Origin of the sequence: Kitasatospora sp. NPDC096204 (assembly GCF_044763205.1) — a bacterium.
GTDB lineage: Bacteria > Actinomycetota > Actinomycetes > Streptomycetales > Streptomycetaceae > Kitasatospora.
On sequence record NZ_JBIWFT010000004.1, the window covers coordinates 263,062 to 285,312 of the forward strand.

Below are 22,251 nucleotides of genomic sequence, written 5' to 3' on the forward strand. Positions count from 1 at the left end.
GGGCGCCGGGGTGTGGAGCAGCGGCGGTGCGGGGGGTGACGTGGTGCGGAAGCGTGCTGGGGAGGCGTGCTCAGCGGCGGCGGGTGCGGGACACCAGCACCAGGAAGCCGAGCGCCAGCACGATCGGGACGGCGTGGGAGACGCCGACCACGGTCAGCGGGCTGAGCAGCGCCAGCAGCGAGCCGCTCAGCAGCATCCCGGTGCCCATGCCGACGTTCTCGGCGGAGGCGAGGATGCCGAAGGCCTCCCCGCGCCGCTCGTCGGCGAGGGCCTGGATCCGGGTGGTGTAGGAGATCTCGGTGAAGCCGTCGCCGAGGCCGGCGCCGATCGCGACCACCAGGAACAGCGGGGTCGGCAGGTCGGTGAAGACGAGGATGAAGCAGGCGGACATCAGGCAGGTGCCCAGTGCGAAGCCGCGCTCGCCGGGTTCGATGCCGCGCCGCAGCATGAACCGGGAGACCAACTGCTGGGCGGCGAGGTTGCCGATCGCCCAGGTGGCCCAGAAGGTACCGAGCAGCGCGGCCGGGTTGCCGGGGGAGGACTGGTTGGCGAACACCGGCAGGCTGATGTTGTGGGCGGCCGAGCCGAAGGCGTCCAGCAGTCGGATGCCCGCCATGGCGCCCACCACGGGGGTGGCCCGCAGGACGATCAGTGCCTGCCAGCGGCGCCGGCGCTCCTTGGCCGTCGGCGCGGGTCGGTCCGCCTCCGCCGTGGGCTGCTCCGGCTCGGCCGCGGGCCCGTCCGCCGGTGCGGCGCGGGTGGGCAGCGGCAGCCGCAGCACCAGCGCGCCGAACAGGACGAAGCTGGCCGCGTCGATGAGCAGCGCGGCGCGGAACCCGGCCCAGGCCACCACCACGCCGGCGGAGGCGAAGCCGAGCACCATCGCGGTCGAACGGCAGCTCGCCATCAGGCTGTTGGCGCGGGCGCGGCGGTCGGCGCCGACCATCTCGGGGATGCTGGTGCGCAGGGAGACGGCGCAGACCGCGGCCGCGCCGCCGAGGATCAGGGCGAGCGGGTAGAGCACGGGAATACGCGCCGAGGCCGGGGCGAGGGCGACCACGACCAGGGCCAGCGCCTGGGCGGCGGCGCAACCCGTCATCAGCCGGCGCCGGTCCAGCCGGGCGACCAGCCGCCCGGCGACGAGTCCGCCGCCGAGGCCGCCGACCAGCCGGAGGACCAGGTACCCGGCGGTGCCGAGCGCGTTCCCGGCGGCCTCGTAGGCGAACAGGCTCAGCGCGACCAGGTCGAGCTGGCTCCCGTACGTGGAGAGGGCGTCGCCTGCGGCCAGCCGGTAGAAGACCCGGGGCAGCTTGTTCGCGGGCTGGTGCGGTGCTTCGACTGCGGTGTCCGGCACGGTAGTCCCCCCGGGCACGCCATATATGGCGGTTCAGTGTGACATTGCACCGCAACTTAGAGGTGAACGGGCGTTAGATCAATACTTTGATCATTCCATGTCCAAAAGATCGTGGACTCGGCCGACTTACTGTCATCTTTCGCGCCATCCTGGCCGATTGTTGGCGTACGGACGGGAGGGGGTGCGGGTCAGCGGCGCCCGAAGAGCTTGCCCAGCCAGCCCTTGCTCGCGCGGCCCCGCTCGGCGCAGCCGCAGCGGGCGGACTTGGGCACTCCGGCGAGGACCTGCTCCACGTGCATCCCGCATCCGGCGAAGGTCGGCTTCCCGCAGGTGCGGCAGGCGACTCGTCGGCACATGTCGTTCTCCGTTCTCCCGGCCCCCAGGGGTGGGGCCACCGCTCCAATATACCCCACCCCGTATTCGTGATGTCGGATTCGTACCGCCGTCGGGGTCGGGGTCACGGCGGCGGAGGCGAGGCTGGGGGGCGACGGCGACGGCGACGGCGACGGCGACGGAGGCGGGGCCGGGAGGGGGTGCGGTCAGGCCGTCCCGGTCCGGGCCGGCGGGATCGCGTAGGTCAGCGTGGCGCTGGCCACCAGGACGTCGTCGGCGTCCAGCAGCTCGGCCAGCACCACGCACAGCCGGCGCCCGAACTTGGCCGTCCTGGCGTGCACCCGCAGCGCCCCGGGCCTCGGCCGGTTGAGGAAGCTGATCTGCAGCGAGCTGGTCAGCGCCATCAGGGTGGGCCCCAGCCGGGCGTTGATCAGCAGGAACGCGGCCAGGTCGCAGAGGCCGGCCTGCTCCGGGCCCGAGACGGTGCCGCCCGGGCGGACGCGCAGCCGGTCGCCGTCCACCGCCATGGTCAGGGTGCGGCCGTCCACCTCGGTCACCCGGCAGGCGGCGTAGTCGGGGAACTGGTCGGCGATCAGGGTGTTGAGCTGACCGGGGTCCAGGAGGACGTCGACGGTGGCGACCGCCGTGTTCGCGTCGGTGGTCATGGAGGTCAGCGTAACCGTCGGCCCGGGGGTGCGCCCGGAGCGCTCCAGGCCTGCTTCCGGCCAGCTTCGTTCGCCGTGGTCATCCGCCAAGATCCGTTAAGGGAAGGATAATTGCGCATGTCGTGTCGGTGTCGGCACGGCCGGAACCAGTCGCTCCGGTGGCCCGGGATGGCCGGATCCGCTCGGCATGATTCGTGAGGGACCTTGTTCGGCCCAAAATGCAGCACCTACGCTCCGAGCAAGTTCAGCGGAGCCGGTGTAGCTCCGCAGGCCGCTGGGGGGCGGCGTCTCTTTCCTTGCGGTCGTCATCGAGGGCCTCGGCGGAAGCGGGCCCCCGGCTGCCCACCCGCGTCCGTGTCCTGCTTCAGAAACGGGGTGTCGCGCCATGGGTATTTCCATTCCGGACGACGAGGCGGTGGTGGTCCGCACGCCCGCCGAGTTCCTGGCGATGCCGGACGAGTACCGCGAGATCGCGATCCGCGGCATGGTGGTCAACACCGAAGGGGAGCTCTCCGGCGGCGACGACTACGTGCAGGTCTTCCTGCCGCTGGCCCCCGACGCGGAGGAGCGGCAGGTCTGCGCCGAGCGCGCCGCCGAGGAGTACGACCACTACAAGATCGGCAAGCGGGTCCTCGCCGAGGTCGGTGTGGACACCAGCTACATGGAGAAGCAGACCCTGGCCGAGCGGAACCTCTTCCGCGCCCAGGAGTTCCACAACTGCACCACCTGGGCCGAGCGCGGGATCTTCTCCTACATCGGGGAGGAGACGGCGATGGTGATGATCTCCGAGTTCGCGCAGAGCAGCTACCGGCCCTGGGCGGACGCGGTGCGCACCATCATCCTCGACGAGAAGGTGCACATCGCCCACGGCGCCCGGGTGTGCCGCAACCTCGCCGCCACCGACGACGGCCGCGAACAGCTCCAGCAGGCCCTGGACCGGCTGTGGCCGACCTTCGTCCGGATCTTCGGCAGCCCGCGCTCCGAGCGCGCCAAGCTGGCCGTCCGCTTCGGCCTGCGCCAGACCACCAACGGCGAGGCCTGCGACCTGTGGCGGGAGAAGGTCACCCCGCGGATCAAGAACCTGGGTCTGCGCCTCCCGGAGTAGGGGAGCAACAGCACACCGAGCCCGCGACTCCCGAGGAGCCCACCGTCATGGCAACACCCGTCACCATCGAACAGCGCCCGCTGAGCCGACGCGAGGCCAAGGCGCGCACCGCCGAACTCATCGCCGACCGGCCCGACCTGGCCGAGCGCCTGCACCGGCTGCGCCGGCTGGGCCGCGAGGTCCGCTCCTGCGAGGTCCACCTCACCAACACCTGCAACATCCGCTGCAAGGGCTGCTGGTACTTCGAGGGCGGCTTCGACACGGCCGTCAGCGAACTGTCCGACCTGGACCGCATCCGGGCCTTCGCCCGGAAGCTCGCGGACGACGGCGTCAACCAGGCCACCCTGATCGGCGGCGAACCCACCCTCGTCCCGCGCCGGATCGAGGCCTTCGTCGAACAGCTGCCGTACGTCACCATCTCCACCAACGGCCTGCGCCCGATGCCCAGACAGGGCTTCGAGAAGATCGCCATCGCGGTCAGCATCTTCGGCGGCGGCCCGCTCGACGACGACCTGCGCGCGATCCGGGTCAACGGCTCGAAGTTCACCGGCCTGTTCGACACCGCGCTCTCGCACTACCGCGACGACCAGCGGGTGCTGTTCATCTACGCGCTCTCCGAGGCCGGGGTCGAGCACATCGAGCCCACCGTGCGGAAGATCGCCGAGAACGGCAACATCGTCACCTTCAACTTCTACAGCGAGCACGGCACCGAGACCCCGCTGAGGATCGCCGACGAGCGGCGGGTGCTGGACGAGGCCCTGCGGGTCAAGGAGCTGTACCCGCAGGCGGTGGTGAGCCACCCGTACTTCATCCGGACCCTGGTGACCGGCCGGACGCACTGGGGCGGCAGGTTCGGCTACGACGTCTGCCCCAGCCTCAGCGTCGACGCCCCCGAGCACGAGGAGCGCGTCGCCAACGGCAACCCGGTCATCCCCGGCTTCAACGTCTGGGGCGCCGACTACGAGTCGCTCCAGTTCTGCTGCACCTCCGGCGACTGCGGCGGCTGCCGGGACAGCCAGGCCGTCTACAGCTGGCTGGTGGTCAGCGCCAACCGCTTCCTGGACGACGCGGCCCGGCTGGAGCAGTGGCTGGACATCGCCGAGAGCTACTGGCGGCAGTGGCACTGGGCCCCGTACCACGCCACCAAGGCCTGAGCCCACGGCCATTCACCCCGTAGGTCCCCCGCACCGCCACCGCCGCCCCGCGCGGACGAGGAGAGCCATGCCCGACACACTGGACCGCACCGCCATCGAGACCTTCGTCGTCGACGCCCTGGTCGACCTCGGCGTCGACCGCGAGGGCATCGTCGACGACGCCGCCCTGGACGAGCTGGAGATCGACTCGCTCGACCTGGTCGAGCTCAGCCAGTCCATCCGCAAGCAGCTGGACATCCCGGTGAAGCCCAAGGACTTCGACCAGCTGTACACCGTCGGCGAGGTGCTCGCCCTGTGCTGCAGGAAGGCCGGGCTGGAGTGAGGCCCCGGGCCGTCGTCACGGGCCTGGGCGCGGTGACCCCGCTGGGCGTGGGCGCCGAGGAACTCCACCGGCGGGCGGTGGCCGGGGAGAGCGGACTCGCCGACGGGCTCGGGCTCTGCCGGGACTTCCGGCCCGCCGACCACCTGTCGCGCCAGCAGCTCCGCCGCACCGACCGCTTCACCCAGCTCGCACTCGTCGCCGCCGCCGAGGCGCTGGCCCAGGCGGGCTGGACGGACGGCCCACCGCCCTACCCCGCCGAGCGGATCGCCTGCGTGGTCGGCTGCGCGCTCGGCGGGACGGCGAGCTTCGAGCGCCAGGCCGAGGTGCACCGGCAGCAGGGCGGGGAGTTCGTCTCCCCGCTCATGGTGCCCGCCATGATGGCCAACGCCGCGGCCTCGCAGATCGCCCGGCACCACGGCTTCCGCGGCGAGGCGCTCTGCCTGGCCTCCGCCTGCAGCAGCGCGACCCAGGCGATCGGCACCGCCCTGCTGCTGCTCGCCGCGGGCGCCGCCGACGCGGTGGTGGTCGGCGGCGCCGAGGCCTCCACCTCCGAACTGGTGCGGGCCGCCTTCCGGACCGCCGGGGCGCTGTCCGAGAGCGGCCGGTCGGTGCCCTTCGACCGCGACCGGGACGGCCTGCTGATCGGTGAGGGCGCCGGAATCCTGGTCCTGGAGACCGAGGCCGGCGCCGCCGCGCGGGGCGCCACCGTGCTCGGCGAGGTGCTCGGCTACGGCGCCACCTGCGACGCCCACCACCTCACCGCCCCGGACCCGACCGGCGAACCCGCGGCCCGGGCCGTGACCCTGGCCCTCGACGCGGCCGGCGTCACCCCCGGGCAGCTCGGCTACCTCAACGCGCACGGCACCGGGACCGTCCTCAACGACCGCGCGGAGTGCGAGGCGCTGCGACTGGCCCTCGGACCGGCGGTGGAGGCGGTCCCGCTGTCCTCCACCAAGTCCGGCACCGGCCACCTCTTCGGCGCGGCCGGCGCGGTGGAGGCCATCGCCACCCTGCAGGCACTGCGCCACGCCACCGCCCCGCCCACCGCCGGACTGCGCGAGCCGGACGAGCGGCTCGGCCCGCTGAACCTGATCCGCCGCGCCACCCCGCTCGCCGCCCCCGCCCTGCCCGGCGGCCGCCGGGCCGGGCTCTCCACCTCCTTCGGCTTCGGCGGGCACAACGCGGCCCTGGTGCTGGCGGCGGCCGAGGCACCGGACCCGGCCGGGAGGGCCGGTGCAACCAGCGCATCCGGTGGAACCAGCGCAACCGGTGCAACGGGTACGCCCGGTACGCCCGGTACGACGAAAGGCCAGGAGTGATGCTCGGCTTCCACGGACGCCGCTATCTGATCACCGGTGTCCTCAACCAGGACTCCATCGCCTGGCACACCGCCAGGGCGCTCCAGGAAGCCGGCGCCGAGGTCCTGCTCACCGGCTTCGGCCGGGCCCGGCGGATCACCGAGAAGGCCGCGGGCGTCCTGCCCCGCCCCACCGAGGTGCTGGAGCTGGACGTCACCCGGCCCGAGGACTTCGCCCGGCTGGCCGAGGACCTCGAACGGCGCTGGGGCGGGGTCGACGGCGTGCTGCACGCGGTGGCCGCCGCCGAGCAGACGGCGCTGAGCGGCAACTTCCTCACCACCCCGCCGGAGGCCGCCGGCCTGGCGCTGCGCACCGCGGCCGTCTCGCTGCACTCGCTGGCCACCGCCCTGGCCCCGCTGCTCGGCGCGGACGGGCGGCGCGGCAGCGTCGTCGGGCTGGACTTCGACGCCGACGGCGCCTGGGCCGGCTACGACTGGATGGGCGTGGGCAAGGCGGCCCTCGGCGCGGTCTGCCGGTACCTGGCGATGTACCTCGGCCCGTCCGGCATCCGGGTCAACCTGGTGGCCGCAGGACCGGTGGAGACCGTCGCCGGGCAGGCGATCAGCACCTTCGACCGGATCGCCGACCGCTGGCAGGCCGAGGCCCCGCTCGGCTGGGACCGCACCGACCCGGCCGTGGTGGTCGGCCCCGTGCTGTTCCTGCTCTCCGACCTCGCCGCCACCGTCAGCGGGGAGATCCTGCACGCCGACGGCGGGATGCACGCCGTCCGGATGGGCACCGGCCCGGCCTTCGCCGAAGGAGGCGCGGCATGACGCCCGCCATCGTCGGCGTCGGCGCCGCCCTGCCCGAACGGGTCGTGCCCAACGCGTACTTCGAGCGGATCGGCGCCTCCCCGGAGTGGATCGTCAAACGGACCGGCATCGAGGAGCGCCGCTTCCTCGCGCCGGACGGCCGGCTCGCCGACCTCGCGGTGGCCGCCGCCGAACGGGCACTGCGGCACGCCGGGCGCAGCGCCGCCGGCATCCGGCACGTGGTGGTCGCCACCATCACCCCGGACCGGGTCACCCCCGGCGTGTCGGTGGAGGTCGCCGCCCGGCTCGGGATGCCACGGGCCACCGCCTTCGACCTGCACGCGGCCTGCGCCGGGTTCGTCTACGGCCTGGACCACGCCGCCGCGCTGATCGAGACCGGCCGGGCCGAGGCGGTGCTGGTCTGCGGTGCCGACGCGCTGACCCGGATCACCGACCACGAGGACCGCGGCACCGCGGTGCTGCTGGCCGACGGCGCCGGCGCCGCCGTGGTCGCCGACGTGCCCGGCGCGCCCGACCCGTGCTTCTCGCTCGGCAGCGACGGCGAGCAGATCCCGCTGCTCTACGCCGACCGGGACGACCGCAAGCTGCGGATGGACGGCCGGGAGGTGTTCGACCACGCGGTGGAGAAGATGTCCGCCGCCACCCGGGAGGTGCTCGACCGGCGCGGCCTGACCTGCGAGGACCTCGACCTGTTCGTCGCCCACCAGGCCAACGCCCGGATCGTGCGGGCGGTCGGCAAGGAGGTGGGGCTGCCCCCGGAGCGGCTCTACCTGAACGTCCACCGGGTCGCCAACACCTCGGCGGCCTCGATCCCGCTGGGCCTGACCCACGCCCGCGAGGAGGGCCTGCTGGACGGCCCCCGGCTGCTCGGCCTCGCCGCGTTCGGGGCGGGCATCACCTGGGGCGCCGGGGTGATCGGCTGGCGGCCGGGCGCCGGTGCCGAGCGGGAGGTGCGGACATGAGAACGCCCCGGTTCCCGGTGATCGCCGAGATCACCGCGCCCGACGGGGCCCGGCTCACCGTCCGGGCGCTGGCCCGGCCGGAGCCGGCCGCCCCGGTGGTGACCATCCTGCCGGCGATGGGGACGGCCGCCCGGCACTACGCCCCGCTGGTCCGCGCGCTGCACGCGGCCGGGCTGAGCGTGGCCACCTGCGACCTGCGCGGTCACGGCGAGAGCGTTCCGGTGCCGCGGCGCGGGGTCGCCTTCGGCTTCCGCGAGCTGGTGGAGCACGACTTCGGGGCGGTGCTCGACGCGGTGGCCGAGGCGTTCCCCGGCGCGCCGCGCCTGCTGCTCGGCCACAGCCTGGGCGGGCAGCTGGGCCTGGTGCACTGCGGCGTCTTCCGGCCCCGGCTGGCCGGCGTGGTGCTGGTGGCCGGCGGATCGGCCTGGTACCGGACCTTCGGCGTACGGGCGGGCCTGCGCCGGCTGGCACTGAGCCAGTTCTCGATCGTCGCCTCGGCGGCGGTCGGCCACTGGCCGGGCGAGCGCTTCGGCTTCGGCGGCCGCGAGTCGGCCCGGCTGATGCGGGACTGGGCGCGGCAGATGCGCACCGGCCGCTACCGGGCGCGCGGCGCCGTCACCGACTACGAACGGGCGCTGGCCCGGGTCGACCTGCCGGTGCTGGCGGTGGACGTCGAGGGCGACGAACTCGCCCCGCCGCGGGCCGTCGACCACCTGTGCGCCAAGCTCCGCTCGGCCCGGGTGGAGCGCTGGAGCTACACCGCCGAGCGGGCGGACGGGCGCCCGCTGGACCACTTCCGCTGGATCCGGCACAACCGCGGGCTGGTGGAGCGGATCGCTCCGTGGATGCTCGCCGCCGCAGGAGATGCCGCGGGTGCCGAGGAGGCCGAGGAGTCCGCGGAGTCCGCGGACAGCGGCGGGACCGCCGCGTCGCCCGGCGGCGTCCGCCCGACCGTATGAGGATCAGCCCGAGCCCCGCCGCCCCGAGGAGCGTCCGCATGCCCGCCGTCCCCGCCCCGACCGACCGAAGCGCCGACCAGTCGCACGGCTCTCCCGACCAGTCGCACGGCTCTCCAAGCCCGCAGTACGGCATTCCCGACCTGCTCACCGCGACCGCCGCGCGCTGTCCGGAGCACCCCGTCCTGCGGCTCGACGAGGAGGTGCTGGGCTACGCCGAGCTGGACGCGCGCAGCACCCGGGCCGCGCACTGGCTGACCGCGCTCGGCGTCGTGCCCGGCGACCGGGTGGCCGTACTGCTGCCCAACGTCCCGGAGTTCGCGGTGCTGTACTACGGCATCCTGCGCGCCGGGGCGGTGGTCGTCCCGATGAACCCGCTGCTGAAGGCCCGGGAGATCGAGCACTGCCTCGCCGATGCCGAGGCCGCCCTGCTGCTCGCCTGGCACGCGGGCGCCGAGCAGGCGGTCGAGGGCGCGCGGCGCACCCGCACCCGGCTGGTCCCCGTCGAGCCGGCCGACCTCGCCGCGGCGCTCGCGCGGCAGCCGGCCGGCCCGCCGGAGAACGGGGGACGCGGGGGAGAGGACACCGCGGTCATCCTCTACACCTCCGGCACCACCGGCGCCCCCAAGGGCGCCGAGCTGACCCACCGCAACATCGTGTGCAACATCCGGGCGGGAGTCCAGGTCCTGGGTCTGGTCGAGGGGGACGTGATCTTCGGCGGGCTGCCGCTGTTCCACTCCTTCGGCCAGGTGCTCGGCCTCAACTGCGCGGTGTCCGTCGGCGCCTGCCTGACCCTGGTGCCGCGCTTCGACCCGCTGGGCGCGCTCTCGGTGATCCAGCGCGACCGGGTGAGCGTCTTCCTCGGCGTCCCGACGATGTACACCCTGATGCTGGCGCACCCGCAGCGCGCCGGGCACGACGTCTCCTCGCTGCGGGTGTGCCTGGGCGGCGGCGCCTCGATGCCGCCGGAGGTGCTGCGCGGCTTCGAGACGGACTTCGACTGCGTGGTGCTGGAGGGCTACGGGCTGTCCGAGTCCTCGCCGCTGGCCTGCGCCAACCGCGGCGACCGGGAGCGGATCGCGGGCACCGTCGGCATCCCGATCGAGGGGGTGCGGATGCGGATCGTCGACGAGTCCGGCAAGGAGGTGCCGGACGGTACGGTCGGCGAGGTGGTGATCAGGGGCCACAACGTGATGAAGGGCTACTGGCGCCGGCCGGACACCACCGCGCGGACCGTCCGGGACGGCTGGCTGCACACCGGGGACCTCGGCACCCGCGACGAGCGCGGCGACTTCCGGATCGTCGACCGCCGCAAGGACGTCATCATCCGCGGCGGCTTCAACGTCTACCCGAGGGAGGTGGAGGACGTGCTGTACGAGCACCCGGCGGTCGCCGAGGCCACGGTGGTCGGCGTCCCCCACCCCACCCACGGCCAGGAGGTGGCCGCCGCCGTGGTCCTGCGCGAGGGCACGTCGGCGACCCCGGAGGAGATCCGCGGCTTCGTCCGGGAGCGGGTGGCCCCGCACAAGTACCCGCGGCTGGTCTGGACGGTGGACGCCCTGCCCAAGGGGCCGACCGGGAAGATCCTCAAGCGCGAGGTCGTCGTGCCGGAGGAGGAGGCGGGCCGGCTCGGGAACTGAGCGGGCCCGGGGCCGGGCGGCCCGGCCGGGCCGCCCGGGGCGGTCACACCACCCTGCGCATCCAGCCGTGGACGTCCTCGGCACGCCCGTACTGGATGTCCAGCATGTGCTCGCGGATCGCGAGGGTCTGCTTGCCCGGCGAGCCGCTGCCGACGGTGAACTCGTAGCCCTCGCCCTTGAATCCGACGATCGGGGTGACCACCGCGGCCGTCCCGGCGGCGAACACCTCGGTGACCGTGCCGTCGGCGGCACCGGACCGCAGCTCGGAGAGGGTGATCGAGCGCTCGACCGGCGTCAGCCCGAACTCGCCCGCCAGGGACAGGATCGAGTCCCTGGTCACCCCGTCGAGGATGTTGCCGAGCGCGGGGGTGACCAGCTCGCCGTCGGAGGTGACCAGGCACAGGTTCATCGTGCCGGACTCCTCCAGGTCGCCCTCGCCGCCGGTGTCGTCCAGGAACAGCACCTGGTCGCAGCCGTTCCTCCGGGACTCCAACTGGGCGGCCAGGCTGGAGGCGTAGTTGCCGCCGCACTTGGCGGCACCGGTGCCGCCCCGCCCGGCGCGGGTGTAGTTGCTGCTGACCCAGAGCGTGATGCCGGTGACACCGCCGGCGAAGTACGGGCCGGCCGGGCTGGCGATGACCGAGTAGGCGATCTGCTCGGCCGGCCGGACACCGAGGAAGGCCTCCGAGGCGAACATGAACGGCCGCAGGTAGAGGCTCTTCTCGTCGGCGGAGTCCGGCACCCACGCCTCGTCGGCGCGGACCAGTTCCTCGACGCTGGTGAGGAAGTCCTCCTCCGACAGCACCGGCAGGGCGAGCCGCTCGGCGGAGCGGGCGAAGCGGCGGGCGTTGAACTCCGGGCGGAACAGCCAGACGCTGCCGTCGGCGTGGCGGTACGCCTTCAGCCCCTCGAAGATCTCCTGGGCGTAGTGCAGCACGGCGGCGCTCGGGTGCAGCGAGTACGGCACCAGCGCGGAGACCCTGCGGTCGTGCCAGCCGTCGGCGGGCGTCCAGGTGGCCGAGGCCATGTGGTCGGTGAAGAACTTCCCGAACCCCGGTGCGGCGAGGACGGTGCGTCGCTCCTCCTCGGGGACGGGATCGTTCCTCCGGACCAGAGGGAATGCGCGACTCATCGTCAACTCCTCAACACCGCTGTGGAATCTGTGCGAACCGGCGCCCAACCTCCGGCGCCATACCCGTCATGCTAACGGTCGTCAGCCGGACGTGATACGGCGCGACCGGCCGCGCGCCGAGCCGTCGGCCCCCACGGGACCGACGGCTCGGGGGTGTTCGCGCTACGCGTCGCTGCCGTGGAGGTGGGCGACGAGGCCGTCGAGGGTGGCGCGCAGGGCCTCGGTGTTGGCCTGGTCGAACCAGATCGTGCGGACGCGCTCGTTGCTCCCGCCCGGGGTCTCGTGCTCGGACCCGAGCTGCTGCAGGGACCGGGTCTCGTCGCCCAGGGTGCGCCCGGCGTCCTGGTAGAGGCTGCGGACGAAACGGTCGGCGTCCGCGGCGGGGATGCCCTGACCGGCGGCCCAGGAGACCAGCGTGGTGAGGAAGGCGTAGTAGGTGGTCTGGGTCGACGTCAGCGCGGAGAAGACGTTGAGGGCGGCCTCGTCCGCGACCGGGAGTGCCCCGCCCAGCCGGTCGAACAGGGCGTCCGCATCGGGGTGCGAGGGGCACACGACGGTGATGCAGCGCCGTTCGCGGACGGTGGGCAGCGGGATGGCGTGGGTCACCTCCGCGCCGGTGGCCAGGACCTGGCGCAGTTCCGCGGTGCCGACGCCGGGCATCACGTTGACCACGATCCGGTCGTCGGGCACCGTCAGCCCGGTCAGGGCCGCGCGCCAGTCCTGGCGGCGCAGGGCGAGGATCACCAGGTCGGAGCGGTCCACCACCTCCTGGTTGTCGGCGCAGACCCGGACGTCCTGGTACCGTTCGGCCAGCTCGGCGGCGGTGCGCGCGCCCCGTGGGGACAGGAAGACCTCCGGCCCGGGATCGTCCCCGTCCTGCAGGCCCATCACGAGGGCCCGGGCGATCTCGCCCACTCCGATGATGCCGATGCGCTTCATTGGTCACTGCCTTCGCTGTCTGCGGTATTCCGAGACATTCCGAGATATTCCGACAAAGCATGTTTTCATGCCCGCCGTGACCTTCTGCGTGGTGGTGTGACCGTCACGGATCCGGCCGGCGCGCCGCCGCCGACCGGGGAGTGGACGAGCTTCGCCCGCGGTCAGTGCTGCTGGGCGGGCGGGGTGGTGGCCGGCGCGGTGGTGGCCCCGGTGCTGGTGGGGTTGGGCCGGGGCGCCGGGTCGGGGATGTCGGCCATCGGCAGGGACTGCTTGGGCGTGCCCTTGAGCGCCTGGTCCATGGCGTCCCGCCAGATCGGTCCTGGGCCGTCGGCGCCGAACACCTCGGTGCGGTGCTTCCCGTTGATGGTGATGTCGCGCATCTCGACGCCGCCGTCCGGGCCGCCGAGCCAGACGGCGGTGGCGAGCTGCGGGGTGTAGCCGTTGAACCAGGCGGCCTTCTTGTGGTCCGAGGTGCCGGTCTTGCCCGCGATCTGCCGGTTGTCCTCCAGGTTGAGCGCCGCGCCGGTGCCGTTGTTCTCGGTCACGCCGTTCAGGACGGTGTTCAGCGCCCGGGCCGTCGACTCGGAGAACGCCTGCTCGCAGTGGCCGGCCGGGACGGGGACGTCCTTGCCGTCCACCGTGGTGATCTTGTTGATGGCGATCGGGGCGCAGTAGGTGCCCTGGGCGGCGAAGGTCGCGTAGACGTTGGCCATGGTCAGCGGGCTCATCTCCTCGACGCCCAGGGCCATCGCGGGGACCTCCTCCAGGGGCTTGCCGCTGGCCCGGGTGGTGATGCCGAGCTTGTTGGCCATCTGCTTGACCGCGCAGAGGCCGATCTCCTGCTCCATCTGCACGAAGTAGGTGTTGACCGAGAGGGCCATCGCCTCCTTCAGCTGGTAGGGGCCCTTCTCGTTCGCGGACTCGTTGGGCACCACCGTCTTCGGCCGGGCCTCGTTCTTCCAGGTGCCCTCGCAGGTCTTCATCGTCGGGTACTCGAGCTTGTTCGGGGACGAGTACTCCTGGGTCGCCGGCAGGCCCGCCTCCAGCGCCGCGGCCGCGACGACCGGCTTGAAGGTGGAGCCGGGCTGGAAGCCGTTGCCGCCGCCCATGGCCGAGTCGACGTTGAGGTTGACGACGGTCTGGTTCTTGTCCTTCAGTAGACCGTAGGGGCGGGTCTGGGCCATGGCGAGGATCTTGCCGGTACCGGGCTCGACCATGGAGACGGCGGCGGAGACGCTGTCGGTGACCCGCACGTTGGTGGTCACCGCGTTCTGGGCGGCGGCCTGCTTGTCCGGGTCCAGCGTGGTGTGGATGTTCAGGCCGCCGGTGTTCCACACTTTCTTGCGCTCGTCGGCGCTCTTGCCGAAGGCCGGGTCCTGCTTGACCACGTGGCGGACGTAGTCGCAGAAGAAGCCCATCCCGGCCTGGGCGGTGATGCAGCCGTTCTGCGGGGCCTGGTAGTTGAGGCCCAGCGGGGCGGCCTTGGCCTCCTTCGCCTGGTCGGCGGTGATGTGCTTGTTCTCCACCATCTTGTCGATGACGGTGTCGCGGCGGTTCTGCGCGGCCTGTGGGTGCAGCTTGGGGTCGTACTGGGACGGGTTCTGCACCAGCCCGGCGAGCATCGCCGCCTCGGCGACGGTCAGGTCCTTGTTGCTCTTGCCGAAGTAGCGCCGGGAGGCGGCCTCCACCCCGTAGGCGCCGTTCCCGTAGTACGTGATGTTGAGGTAGTTGGTGAGGATCTGCTCCTTCGGCAGGTCCTCCTCCAGCTTGATGGCGACCTTGAGCTCCTGGATCTTGCGGCCCAGGGTCTTGCGCTGGGCCTCCAGGACCGCGTCGCGGTCGTCGCCGGCCTGCTCCACGTTGACGTTCTTCACGTACTGCTGGGTCAGGGTGGAGGCGCCCTGCGCGGTGGTGCCGCTCTCCGCGTTCTTGCTGATCGCGCGGAGCACGCCCTTGAGGTCGACGGCGCCGTGCTCGTAGAAGCGGGCGTCCTCGATGTCCACCTGGGCCTGTCGCATGAGCGGCGACATCTGGTCGGCGGTGATGACGGTGCGGTCGCGCTCGTAGACCTTGGCGATCAGGCCGCCCCTGGCGTCGAAGATCTGGGTCGCCTGGGTCAGCGGCGGCGTCTTGAAGTCGTCGGGAACCTCGTCGAATCCCTCCGCCGTGTCCTTGGCGGCCAGCCCGATGCCGCCGGCGGCGGGCAGGGCGATGCCCGCCAGCAGCACACCGGACACGACGCTCACGCCTATGAAGGTCGCACCGAGGCGGGCCAGCCGAAGCGGAGCGGGGCGGGACGGGCGGAGATCCGCGGCATCCGCGGCATCCGCGTCATCGGAGGAATTCCATAGGGGCGGGAGGTTCGATTCCATTCCGGAATGCTAGCCCGCCGAACCTGCTGGTCGAACGGATTTTCCTGTCGGATCGTCACGGCTGTGCAACAGATGCGGAGTTCGACCACGACAGGTCAAGTCGCATGCGAACTACATGGATGGGAGAAATCGACGGTCCGAACACGTCGGAATTACTTCGGGTGCGGCCCCCGTTCCCGCCCACGGTCCTGACATCACTTGGATGCCGTGACCCGGGTGAAAGGTTGCGTCCCTTCCGGTGCCGGTCCCGACGTCGCCGGTCACCGGTCCGTTCGCACGGTCCGCCGCGTCATCGACCAGGGTCGAGAGGGGTAGACCGTACGGGTGAACACCTTCGGAAGGATCAAGGCCAGGAACGCCATCGAGGTCCGTACCGCCGCCCTCCCGCCCTGTCGGCGCTGCGGGATCCCGGCCCTTCTGACCGCCCGTTACCCGCACTCCTGGCCGAACCAGGCCGGGAAACAGGTGACCGGCTTCAAGGAGACCGCCCTCTGCTCCACCTGCGACGAGGGCGACCCGGCGGCGACCGGACTCCTCGCCCTCCTCGCCGGCCCGGTCGCCGGCCGGCTCGCCGACCTCAGGGCCCTCGTCCAGCAGTGGGTGAGCGCCGTCCGCCACCGCACACCCGACCTGGCGGACCTGGAGGACGAGGCCGCCCGGTTCAGGTCCGGGGAACTCTGAAACCGAAGGCGCCCGCGCGGAAACCCGAACAGCGGTGCGGATTCACCCGCATGCGCAGTGTGATGTGCTGCCCGGGCGACGCTGTGGGCAGGGTGGCTCCAGCCCCCCACCTCCTCCGAAAGGGCAGGAACCATGGGCATATCGCTGTCCCGCCGTACGATCTCCTCCGCCGTCACGGTGGCGTTCGCGACCTGCGCGGTCGCCGTCACCGTCTCGCCCGCCCTGGCCGCCGAAGCCGGCGGCAGGCCGGGCGGCGGCGGGGGAAGACCGACGGTGGTCCTGGTGCACGGCGCGTTCGCGGACGCCTCCGGCTGGAACGACGTCGCCGCACGCCTCCTGGACGACGGGTTCGACGTCGTCGCCCCGCCCAACGAGCTGCGCGGCCTGGCCAATGACGCCGCCGACGTGGCGAGTCTGCTCAAGAGCATCGCCGGCCCGATCGTCCTGGCAGGCCACTCCTACGGCGGCGCCGTCATCAGCCAGGCCGCGGCCGGGAACCCGAACGTCAAGGGCCTGGTCTACGTGTCGGCGTTCGCGCCGGACGTGGGCGAGTCCCCGGCGGAGCTGTCGACGAAGTTCGCGGGCAGCGACCTCGCCGCCGCGCTCAACCCCGTCCCGTTCACGGAACGTGGCGGCAGCGGGACCGACCTCTACCTCCGGGGCGACAAGTTCCGGGACGTCTTCGCCGCCGACCTGCCCGAGTCCAGGACCAGGCTGATGGCCGCCGAACAGCGCCCGGTGGCCCTGGAGGGGTTCGGGGAGAAGGCCACCGCCGCCGCCTGGCGCGACATCCCGTCCTGGTTCGTCGTCTCGAAGCAGGACCGGGCCATCGCCCCCGACCTGGAACGTTTCGAGGCGAAGCGGGCCAAGTCCCACACCGTCGAGGTCGACTCCTCGCACGTGTCGATGATCTCCCACCCCGACGTGATCGTCCGGCAGATCCGCGAGGCCGCGGGCGTCGCCGGTGACGGCGGTGGGAGCGGCCGCGGTGGCGGCGGCAGTGGTGGCGCGGCCGCGGCGGCCGAGCTCGCGGCGACCGGCTCGCACGGCCAGGCCGTCGCGGCGGTCGGCGCCGTCGGCGCCGCCGCGCTGGTGTCCGGCTCGGCGCTCACCCGCTTCGTCCGCCGGCGCGAAGCCCGCTGACGCTGCGGCACCTGCTGTACGCGCTGTATCCGCTGAACCCGCTGAGCGGCCGGCCCGACCGGGCGGCCGGCGGCCCGGGGCCTCTGCTCCCGGGCCGCCCGCCCCCGGTCGGGCCGTCTCGCGTGCGCCGACGGCGTCCCTCACGGCGTCGACGGTGCGGCGGCGAAGTCGCGCAGGACGCCCGGACTGCGGCGGGCCGCTCCTCCTGGGCGAAGTGCCCGGCACCGGCGACCGCCGCGGTGGTGGGATCGCGGACGCCCGCGGCCCGGAAGCCCCGGGCGTGGGCCTCGATGTCCCCGCCCTCGCGGTCGCCGCGGACGTACGGCAGCGGCGTGTCGACGGGGCCGGCGGCGGACTCGGCGTCGTCCCGGGCGTCCCGGGGGAAGGCGCGGTACAGATCGAACCCGCCCGCAACCCCGCCCCCGTCCCCGTCCCCGTCCCCGTCCTCGACCAGCCGGCCGACCGGCAGCTCGTCGAACGCCGTCCGCACGACACCGACCGGCGCCGCCGCGTCGTCATCCTGACGGACCGGGGGGAGTGCCCTGGTCATGGCGGTCGCTGTGGCTGCCGCCGCCGGGCAGGACCGGTTCCTCGACGCCCTGACCCCGGCCGAACGCCGGCTCCTCGACGGCCCGCTCCAGCGGCTCCGCGCCGCGCACGTCCCGCCGACGGCCCCGAACAGGGCCGGCCCGGGCGCCGGCCCGTCAGCTGTGCGGGACGAGCGCGACCGGGCACCGCACGTGGTGGATCGCGGCGTGCGCGACCGGGCCGAGGTGGGAGCCGAGCAGGGTGCGGCGCAGGCGCCGGCCGATGACGAGCAGCCGGGCCTCGGCCGCCGCGTCCACCAGGGCGACGGAGCGGCTGCCCTGGATCAGGTCCGCGGTCACCGACACCTCCGGACGGCGCTCCCGCCACGGGTCCAGCTGTTCGGCGAAGCGGGTCCGCTCGACCGACGAGAGTTCGCCCTTCAGCCCGCCCACGGCCTGCAGCGCCATGTACTCGCTGGCGACCGGCGGCGACCAGACGTGCACCACCCGCAGCGGCGCCCGGCGCCGGGCGGCCGCGTCGAAGGCGAAGGCCAGCACGTCGTCCATCGGATGCGCCAGGTCGAGGCCCACCAGCACCGGGCCGTCGGACTCGACCGCCTCGGCCCGGACCAGCGCCACCGGGCAGCTCGCCCGCCGCAGCACCTCCTGGCTCACCGAACCGACCAGGAAACCGCGCACGGCGCCCAGCCCGCGCGAGCCCAGGACGAGCAGCGAGGCCGAGTTCCCGGCCGCCTCCAGCGCCTCCGCCGGGTCGGTCCGGACGACCGCCGAGGTGACCGGCTCGTCCCCGACCAGCCGGCGCAACTCCTCCGTCCGGACCGCCAGTCGGTCCAGCGCGTGCCGGTAGGTCTCCTCGCTGCCGACCACGTCCCGGTGCGGCCACGGCCAGGCCTCCAGGACGTCGAGCGGGCAGGCGCGGCGCCGCGCCTCGTGGGCGGCCCACTTGGTGGCGGCGAGGCTCTCTGGCGAGCCGTCGAATCCGACGACGACGGGTGCGGTCATGGTCTGCTCCTCATCCGCGCAGCGCGTCCAGGGCGGCGGTCAGCCGCTGCGCCGCCTCGTCCGCGACCTCGCCCAGCCCGCCCTCCGGCCCGGCCAGGGTGACCATCGTCTGCGGGTCGACGGCCTCCACCACGGTGGCGTCGCCGTCCGCCCGGACCACCACGTTGCAGGGCAGGAGCAGTCCGATGCGGCGGTCGGCCCGGAGCGCGCGGTGGGCGAGGGCGGGGTTGCAGGCGCCGAGGATCAGGTAGTCCTCGATCTCCGCGCCGATCTTCTCGCGCAGCGTCGCCCGGACGTCGATGGTGGTCAGGACGCCGAAGCCCTGCTCCTTGAGCGCGGCGGTGACCGCCTCCACCGCCTGCGCGAACGGCCGGTCGAGCCGGACGCCGAGACCGTAGTCCATGGTTCCTCCACAAGAGTCCGGGCGGCCCCAGTATCGACGGGTGCCGGGCCCGCCGCCTCCCGGAGCGGACCGCGGCGCGGTGTCGGTGGTGCCGCCTACGCTCGGGCCGTACCGATTTCGGGAGGGTGTGGTGAGGGTGCGCAGGCCGGTGGACGGCGAGGTCCGGGTCCACTACGGACAGATCTACGTCGAGAGCGATCCCGACTACCCGGGGCCCGACCTGGCGAGGGCCTTCGCCGGCCAGCGCGCGGGGCTCTGCGGCGCGGCCGTCCCCGGGGCGCTCTGGCTGACCACCGGGCTGCACACCGGCGCCGTCGGCTTCACCGTCGAGGTGCACGAGCAGGCCCCGCCGCTGGACGAGGCCTGGGAGGACGTGGTGGAGGTCTCCTTCCGTCCGGCCACGGACTCCAGCCTGCTGGTGGAGTGGGGCGGCGGCGACGCCCGGGAGCTGGGACTGGCGCAGTGCGACCACCGGGTGCGCTACTGCGCCCGGGGCCTCGACGAGGGGCACCGGCTGGACACCCGGACGTCCGGCGAACCGGGGGCGGAGCGCTACCTGCTCCAGTTCTGGCCGGCCCCGCCCGAGCCGGACCGCGTCCTGCGGCAGACCTCGCGGAAGGCGGCGTACTGGCACGACTACGCCCGGGAGCTGCCGCCGCCCCCCACACCGGAGGAACGCGCCGCGGAGGAACTCCGGGCCCGTCGCGCGCGGGAGCGGGTGAGGCGGGAGAACGCGGCCGCCGCCGAGCTGTGGGAGTGGGGCGGACGCCGGCCGAGCGAGGCCCTGCGCGGCGTGGTCGGCAACGTCCGCGGCCTGCTGGAGTTCGACGCGTCCCTGCCGCACGCCCTGGACGACGCCGGCCCCCGGGCCCAGCGCGTGGTGGCGCGGTTCGCCGCCCGCCGGGCCTGCGCGGCAGCCGGCCTCGCCGGGCTCGACTGGGTCGCCGCCGCGCTGGCGGCGCTGGAGGAGGACCGCCCGCTGCCGCCGCCCTTCGACGACCCGGACGCGCTCTGGCAGGCCCTGGCCGCCGACCCGCGCGTCCCCGCCCGGACGGTCCGCCGGGCCGTCGCACCGGGGCGCGAGCCCTTCCGCCCCCCGCACGCGGACCTCTACGCCCCGTCGCCGATGTTCGCGCCGGTGTCCGTGCCACCGCCGGTGATCTCCACCGGTACGGTGACGGAGCGGCAGGAGCCCCCGGCACCGCCCGCCGCGGGCGCGGAGCCGGCCGTGACCCGCACGGCCCGTCTCGTCCCCGGTCCGCTCGATCCCGACCCGCCGGTGTCGCAGCCGCACATGGCGCTGCCCGCCGTCCTCGGCGCGGCCGAGCCGGACCCGTTGCGGGCCGCGATCGACGCGGTGTTCGCGGCGGTCGTCACGTACGGCGAGGACCACCGGACGCTGCTGGCCGAGGTCAGAGCCGTGCTGGCGGAGCACCGCTGACGCCGACCACCCGCCGTGGTGGGGTGTCGGGGTGGTACCGCGGTACTACGGGCTCGCCGATGATCGGACCGCGGTACCACGGATCGGAGCCGACTCCGCACGTAGCGTGGTGCGCGAGGGCAGGCGGAAGGGCAGGCCCCGGAGCACAGGGGTGAGCGATGATCGAGGCGCACCGGCTGACGAAGCGGTACGGGGAGAAGACGGCCGTGGACCAGCTGGACTTCACGGTCCGGCCGGGGACGGTGACGGGCTTCCTCGGGCCGAACGGCGCGGGCAAGTCCACCACGATGCGGATGATCGTCGGGCTGGACGCGCCCACCAGCGGCTCGGTGCGGGTGAACGGCCGCCGTTACGCCGAGCACGCGGCACCGCTCCAGGAGGTCGGCGCGCTGCTGGAGGCCAAGTCGATCCACCCGGGCCGCTCCGCCTTCAACCACCTGATGGCCCAGGCCCACACCCACGGCATCCCGCGCCGCCGGGTCGAGGAGGTCATCGAGCTGACGGGCCTCTCCTCGGTGGCCCGCAAGCGCGCCGGGGCGTTCTCGCTCGGCATGGGCCAGCGGCTCGGGATCGCCTCGGCCCTGCTGGGGGATCCGGCCACGGTGATGCTGGACGAACCGGTCAACGGCCTCGACCCCGAGGGCGTGCTGTGGATCCGCAACCTGCTCACCTCGCTCGCCGCCGAGGGCCGCACCGTCTTCGTCTCCTCGCACCTGATGAGCGAGATGGCCCTGGTCGCCGACCACCTGATCGTCGTCGGCCGCGGCCGGCTGCTGGCCGACACGACGGTGCAGGACCTGGTCCGCCAGGCCGGCGGCGACGTGGTCAAGGTCGTCAGCGCCGACCCGGCCCGGCTGCGCGCCGCGCTGGCCGGCCCCGGCGTGGAGGTCACCGGCCGGGCGGGCTCGGAGGAGCTGCTGGTCACCGGCCGCACGGCCCGCGAGATCGGCCTGGCCGCCGCCGAGCAGGGCATCGCGCTGTTCGAGCTCACCCCCCGGGCGGTCTCCCTGGAGGAGGCGTTCATGGACCTGACCCGCGACGCCGTCGAGTACCACGGCACGATCACCACCGCCGACGGCACCGCCGCCGAGACTTCGAGGAGTGTGGCATGAGCACCATCGCACCGAGCCCGGTCCCCGCCCCCGGTGGCGTGCGGCCCGCCCGCCCCGCGTACCGGGTGACGCCCCTGCGGGTGCTGCGTTCCGAGTGGGCGAAGCTGTGGTCGCTGCGCTCCAGCTGGATCACCCTCGGGCTGGCACTGCTCTTCCTGGTCGCCTTCGGCCTGATCGCCGCCTACCAGTTCAAGTCGCGGATGTCCTCCGGCCGCCCGATGGACCGGGACTTCGCGGGCGCGAGCGCGCTGAGCCTGTCCCTGTTCGGCACCAACTTCGCCCAGCTGGCACTCGGCATCCTCGGCGTGCTGGTCGCCGCCGGGGAGTACTCCACCGGCATGATCCGCTCGACGCTGGCCGCCGTGCCGCGCCGCCTCCCGGTGCTCTGGTCCAAGGCCGCCGTGTACGGGCTGATCGCGCTGGTGCTCGGCACCGTCGGGGTGTTCGCGGTTTTCGGCGCCGATACCCGGGTGCTGTCCGGCACCCGCGTGGCGATGAGCTTCTCCGACGCCGGGGTGGTCCGCGGACTGCTGGGGGCCGGGCTCTACCTCGCGCTGGTCGGCGTGATCGGCGTCGCGCTCGGCGCGCTGCTGCGCTCGGTGGCCGGCGGCATCGCGGTGCTGGTGGCCACGCTGATGCTGATCCCGGGGCTCACCTCGCTGCTGCCCAGCTCCTGGCAGAGCCACCTCAGCCCCTACCTGCCCAGCCACGCGGGCGAGGCGATGTTCGCCCTGCACCACGACTCGACCACGCTCTCGCCGACGGTGGGGCTGGCCGTCTTCCTCGGCTGGACGGTCCTCGCCCTCGGGGCGGCGGCCGTGCGGCTGGTACGCACCGACGCCTGAGAGACTCGGGA

Annotated in this window: 22 protein-coding genes; 13 read left to right on the plus strand and 9 right to left on the minus strand. The window is 73.6% G+C overall.

All coding sequences use genetic code 11. The annotated features are described in order from the left end of the window. Nucleotides 1-70 precede the first annotated feature (70 nt). The 3 genes from ACIQ87_RS06565 to ACIQ87_RS06575 form a co-directional block, all read right to left on the minus strand. A complete protein-coding gene (locus tag ACIQ87_RS06565) occupies nt 71-1,354 on the minus strand; it encodes an MFS transporter (protein ID WP_402402486.1) in 1,284 nt (427 codons plus the stop codon). 188 nt (nt 1,355-1,542) lie between these two features. Beyond that, complete coding sequence (locus ACIQ87_RS06570) at nt 1,543-1,710, minus strand: hypothetical protein (protein WP_402402488.1); 168 nt, start codon at nt 1,708-1,710, stop codon at nt 1,543-1,545. Between the two features lie 183 nt (nt 1,711-1,893). Next, on the minus strand, nt 1,894-2,352 hold the full coding sequence (locus tag ACIQ87_RS06575) for a PaaI family thioesterase (RefSeq protein WP_402402491.1): 459 nt from the start codon (nt 2,350-2,352) through the stop codon (nt 1,894-1,896). Between the two features lie 385 nt (nt 2,353-2,737). Here ACIQ87_RS06575 and ACIQ87_RS06580 point away from each other — a divergent pair, with 385 nt between their 5' ends. From ACIQ87_RS06580 to ACIQ87_RS06615, 8 genes are all read left to right on the plus strand, one after another. Then, nucleotides 2,738-3,457 carry a Phenylacetic acid catabolic protein gene (locus ACIQ87_RS06580; protein ID WP_402402494.1) on the plus strand — a complete coding sequence of 240 codons (720 nt, stop codon included), beginning with the start codon at nt 2,738-2,740 and terminating at the stop codon, nt 3,455-3,457. Between the two features lie 47 nt (nt 3,458-3,504). Beyond that, nucleotides 3,505-4,611 (plus strand): radical SAM protein, encoded by a 1,107-nt coding sequence (locus ACIQ87_RS06585; RefSeq protein WP_402402497.1) that lies wholly within the window; start codon nt 3,505-3,507, stop codon nt 4,609-4,611. A gap of 67 nt (nt 4,612-4,678) precedes the next feature. Continuing rightward, nucleotides 4,679-4,933, plus strand: a complete 255-nt coding sequence (locus ACIQ87_RS06590) for an acyl carrier protein (protein ID WP_402402500.1) — start codon at nt 4,679-4,681, stop codon at nt 4,931-4,933. Then, complete coding sequence (locus ACIQ87_RS06595) at nt 4,930-6,252, plus strand: beta-ketoacyl-[acyl-carrier-protein] synthase family protein (RefSeq protein ID WP_402402502.1); 1,323 nt, start codon at nt 4,930-4,932, stop codon at nt 6,250-6,252. Before ACIQ87_RS06590 ends, ACIQ87_RS06595 begins: the two co-directional genes overlap by 4 nt. After that, complete coding sequence (gene fabI, locus ACIQ87_RS06600; protein ID WP_402402505.1) at nt 6,252-7,064, plus strand: enoyl-ACP reductase FabI; 813 nt, start codon at nt 6,252-6,254, stop codon at nt 7,062-7,064. The genes ACIQ87_RS06595 and fabI overlap by 1 nt, the downstream gene beginning before the upstream one ends. Next, nucleotides 7,061-8,026 carry a beta-ketoacyl-ACP synthase 3 gene (locus ACIQ87_RS06605; RefSeq protein ID WP_402402508.1) on the plus strand — a complete coding sequence of 322 codons (966 nt, stop codon included), beginning with the start codon at nt 7,061-7,063 and terminating at the stop codon, nt 8,024-8,026. Before fabI ends, ACIQ87_RS06605 begins: the two co-directional genes overlap by 4 nt. Further along, the gene (locus tag ACIQ87_RS06610) at nt 8,023-8,985 is read left to right on the plus strand and encodes an alpha/beta fold hydrolase (RefSeq protein ID WP_402402511.1); all 963 of its coding nucleotides are present in this window, start codon (nt 8,023-8,025) and stop codon (nt 8,983-8,985) included. The genes ACIQ87_RS06605 and ACIQ87_RS06610 overlap by 4 nt, the downstream gene beginning before the upstream one ends. A gap of 38 nt (nt 8,986-9,023) precedes the next feature. Then, nucleotides 9,024-10,622, plus strand: coding sequence for a long-chain fatty acid--CoA ligase (locus tag ACIQ87_RS06615; RefSeq protein WP_402402513.1), 1,599 nt, complete (start codon nt 9,024-9,026; stop codon nt 10,620-10,622). Nucleotides 10,623-10,665: 43 nt separating this feature from the next. Here the strand turns inward: ACIQ87_RS06615 and ACIQ87_RS06620 are convergent, their stop codons facing one another. From ACIQ87_RS06620 to ACIQ87_RS06630, 3 genes are all read right to left on the minus strand, one after another. Next, nucleotides 10,666-11,754, minus strand: coding sequence for a branched-chain amino acid aminotransferase (locus ACIQ87_RS06620; protein ID WP_402402516.1), 1,089 nt, complete (start codon nt 11,752-11,754; stop codon nt 10,666-10,668). A gap of 162 nt (nt 11,755-11,916) precedes the next feature. Further along, complete coding sequence (locus tag ACIQ87_RS06625) at nt 11,917-12,693, minus strand: NAD(P)-binding domain-containing protein (RefSeq protein ID WP_402402519.1); 777 nt, start codon at nt 12,691-12,693, stop codon at nt 11,917-11,919. Nucleotides 12,694-12,854: 161 nt separating this feature from the next. Beyond that, entirely contained in the window at nt 12,855-14,939 is a 2,085-nt protein-coding gene (locus ACIQ87_RS06630) for a transglycosylase domain-containing protein (protein ID WP_402402522.1), read from the minus strand. 450 nt (nt 14,940-15,389) lie between these two features. On the opposite strand from ACIQ87_RS06630, the gene ACIQ87_RS06635 reads away from it, so the two are divergent. Both ACIQ87_RS06635 and ACIQ87_RS06640 read left to right on the plus strand, forming a co-directional pair. Continuing rightward, nucleotides 15,390-15,746 carry a DUF6300 family protein gene (locus tag ACIQ87_RS06635; protein WP_402402525.1) on the plus strand — a complete coding sequence of 119 codons (357 nt, stop codon included), beginning with the start codon at nt 15,390-15,392 and terminating at the stop codon, nt 15,744-15,746. Between the two features lie 132 nt (nt 15,747-15,878). Then, the gene (locus tag ACIQ87_RS06640) at nt 15,879-16,889 is read left to right on the plus strand and encodes an alpha/beta fold hydrolase (protein WP_402402528.1); all 1,011 of its coding nucleotides are present in this window, start codon (nt 15,879-15,881) and stop codon (nt 16,887-16,889) included. Here ACIQ87_RS06640 and ACIQ87_RS06645 read toward each other — a convergent pair. From ACIQ87_RS06645 to ACIQ87_RS06655, 3 genes are all read right to left on the minus strand, one after another. Continuing rightward, the gene (locus ACIQ87_RS06645) at nt 16,855-17,439 is read right to left on the minus strand and encodes a hypothetical protein (protein WP_402402531.1); all 585 of its coding nucleotides are present in this window, start codon (nt 17,437-17,439) and stop codon (nt 16,855-16,857) included. The genes ACIQ87_RS06640 and ACIQ87_RS06645 overlap by 35 nt on opposite strands. 154 nt (nt 17,440-17,593) lie before the next feature. Next, nucleotides 17,594-18,439 carry a universal stress protein gene (locus ACIQ87_RS06650; protein ID WP_402402533.1) on the minus strand — a complete coding sequence of 282 codons (846 nt, stop codon included), beginning with the start codon at nt 18,437-18,439 and terminating at the stop codon, nt 17,594-17,596. Nucleotides 18,440-18,449: 10 nt separating this feature from the next. Then, a complete protein-coding gene (locus ACIQ87_RS06655; RefSeq protein WP_402402536.1) occupies nt 18,450-18,842 on the minus strand; it encodes a DUF302 domain-containing protein in 393 nt (130 codons plus the stop codon). 130 nt (nt 18,843-18,972) lie between these two features. On the opposite strand from ACIQ87_RS06655, the gene ACIQ87_RS06660 reads away from it, so the two are divergent. From ACIQ87_RS06660 to ACIQ87_RS06670, 3 genes are all read left to right on the plus strand, one after another. Next, nucleotides 18,973-20,283, plus strand: coding sequence for a hypothetical protein (locus ACIQ87_RS06660; RefSeq protein ID WP_402402539.1), 1,311 nt, complete (start codon nt 18,973-18,975; stop codon nt 20,281-20,283). A gap of 158 nt (nt 20,284-20,441) precedes the next feature. Beyond that, entirely contained in the window at nt 20,442-21,395 is a 954-nt protein-coding gene (locus tag ACIQ87_RS06665) for an ATP-binding cassette domain-containing protein (protein ID WP_402402542.1), read from the plus strand. Further along, the gene (locus ACIQ87_RS06670; RefSeq protein WP_402402545.1) at nt 21,392-22,240 is read left to right on the plus strand and encodes an ABC transporter permease; all 849 of its coding nucleotides are present in this window, start codon (nt 21,392-21,394) and stop codon (nt 22,238-22,240) included. The genes ACIQ87_RS06665 and ACIQ87_RS06670 overlap by 4 nt, the downstream gene beginning before the upstream one ends. Nucleotides 22,241-22,251: the final 11 nt, after the last annotated feature.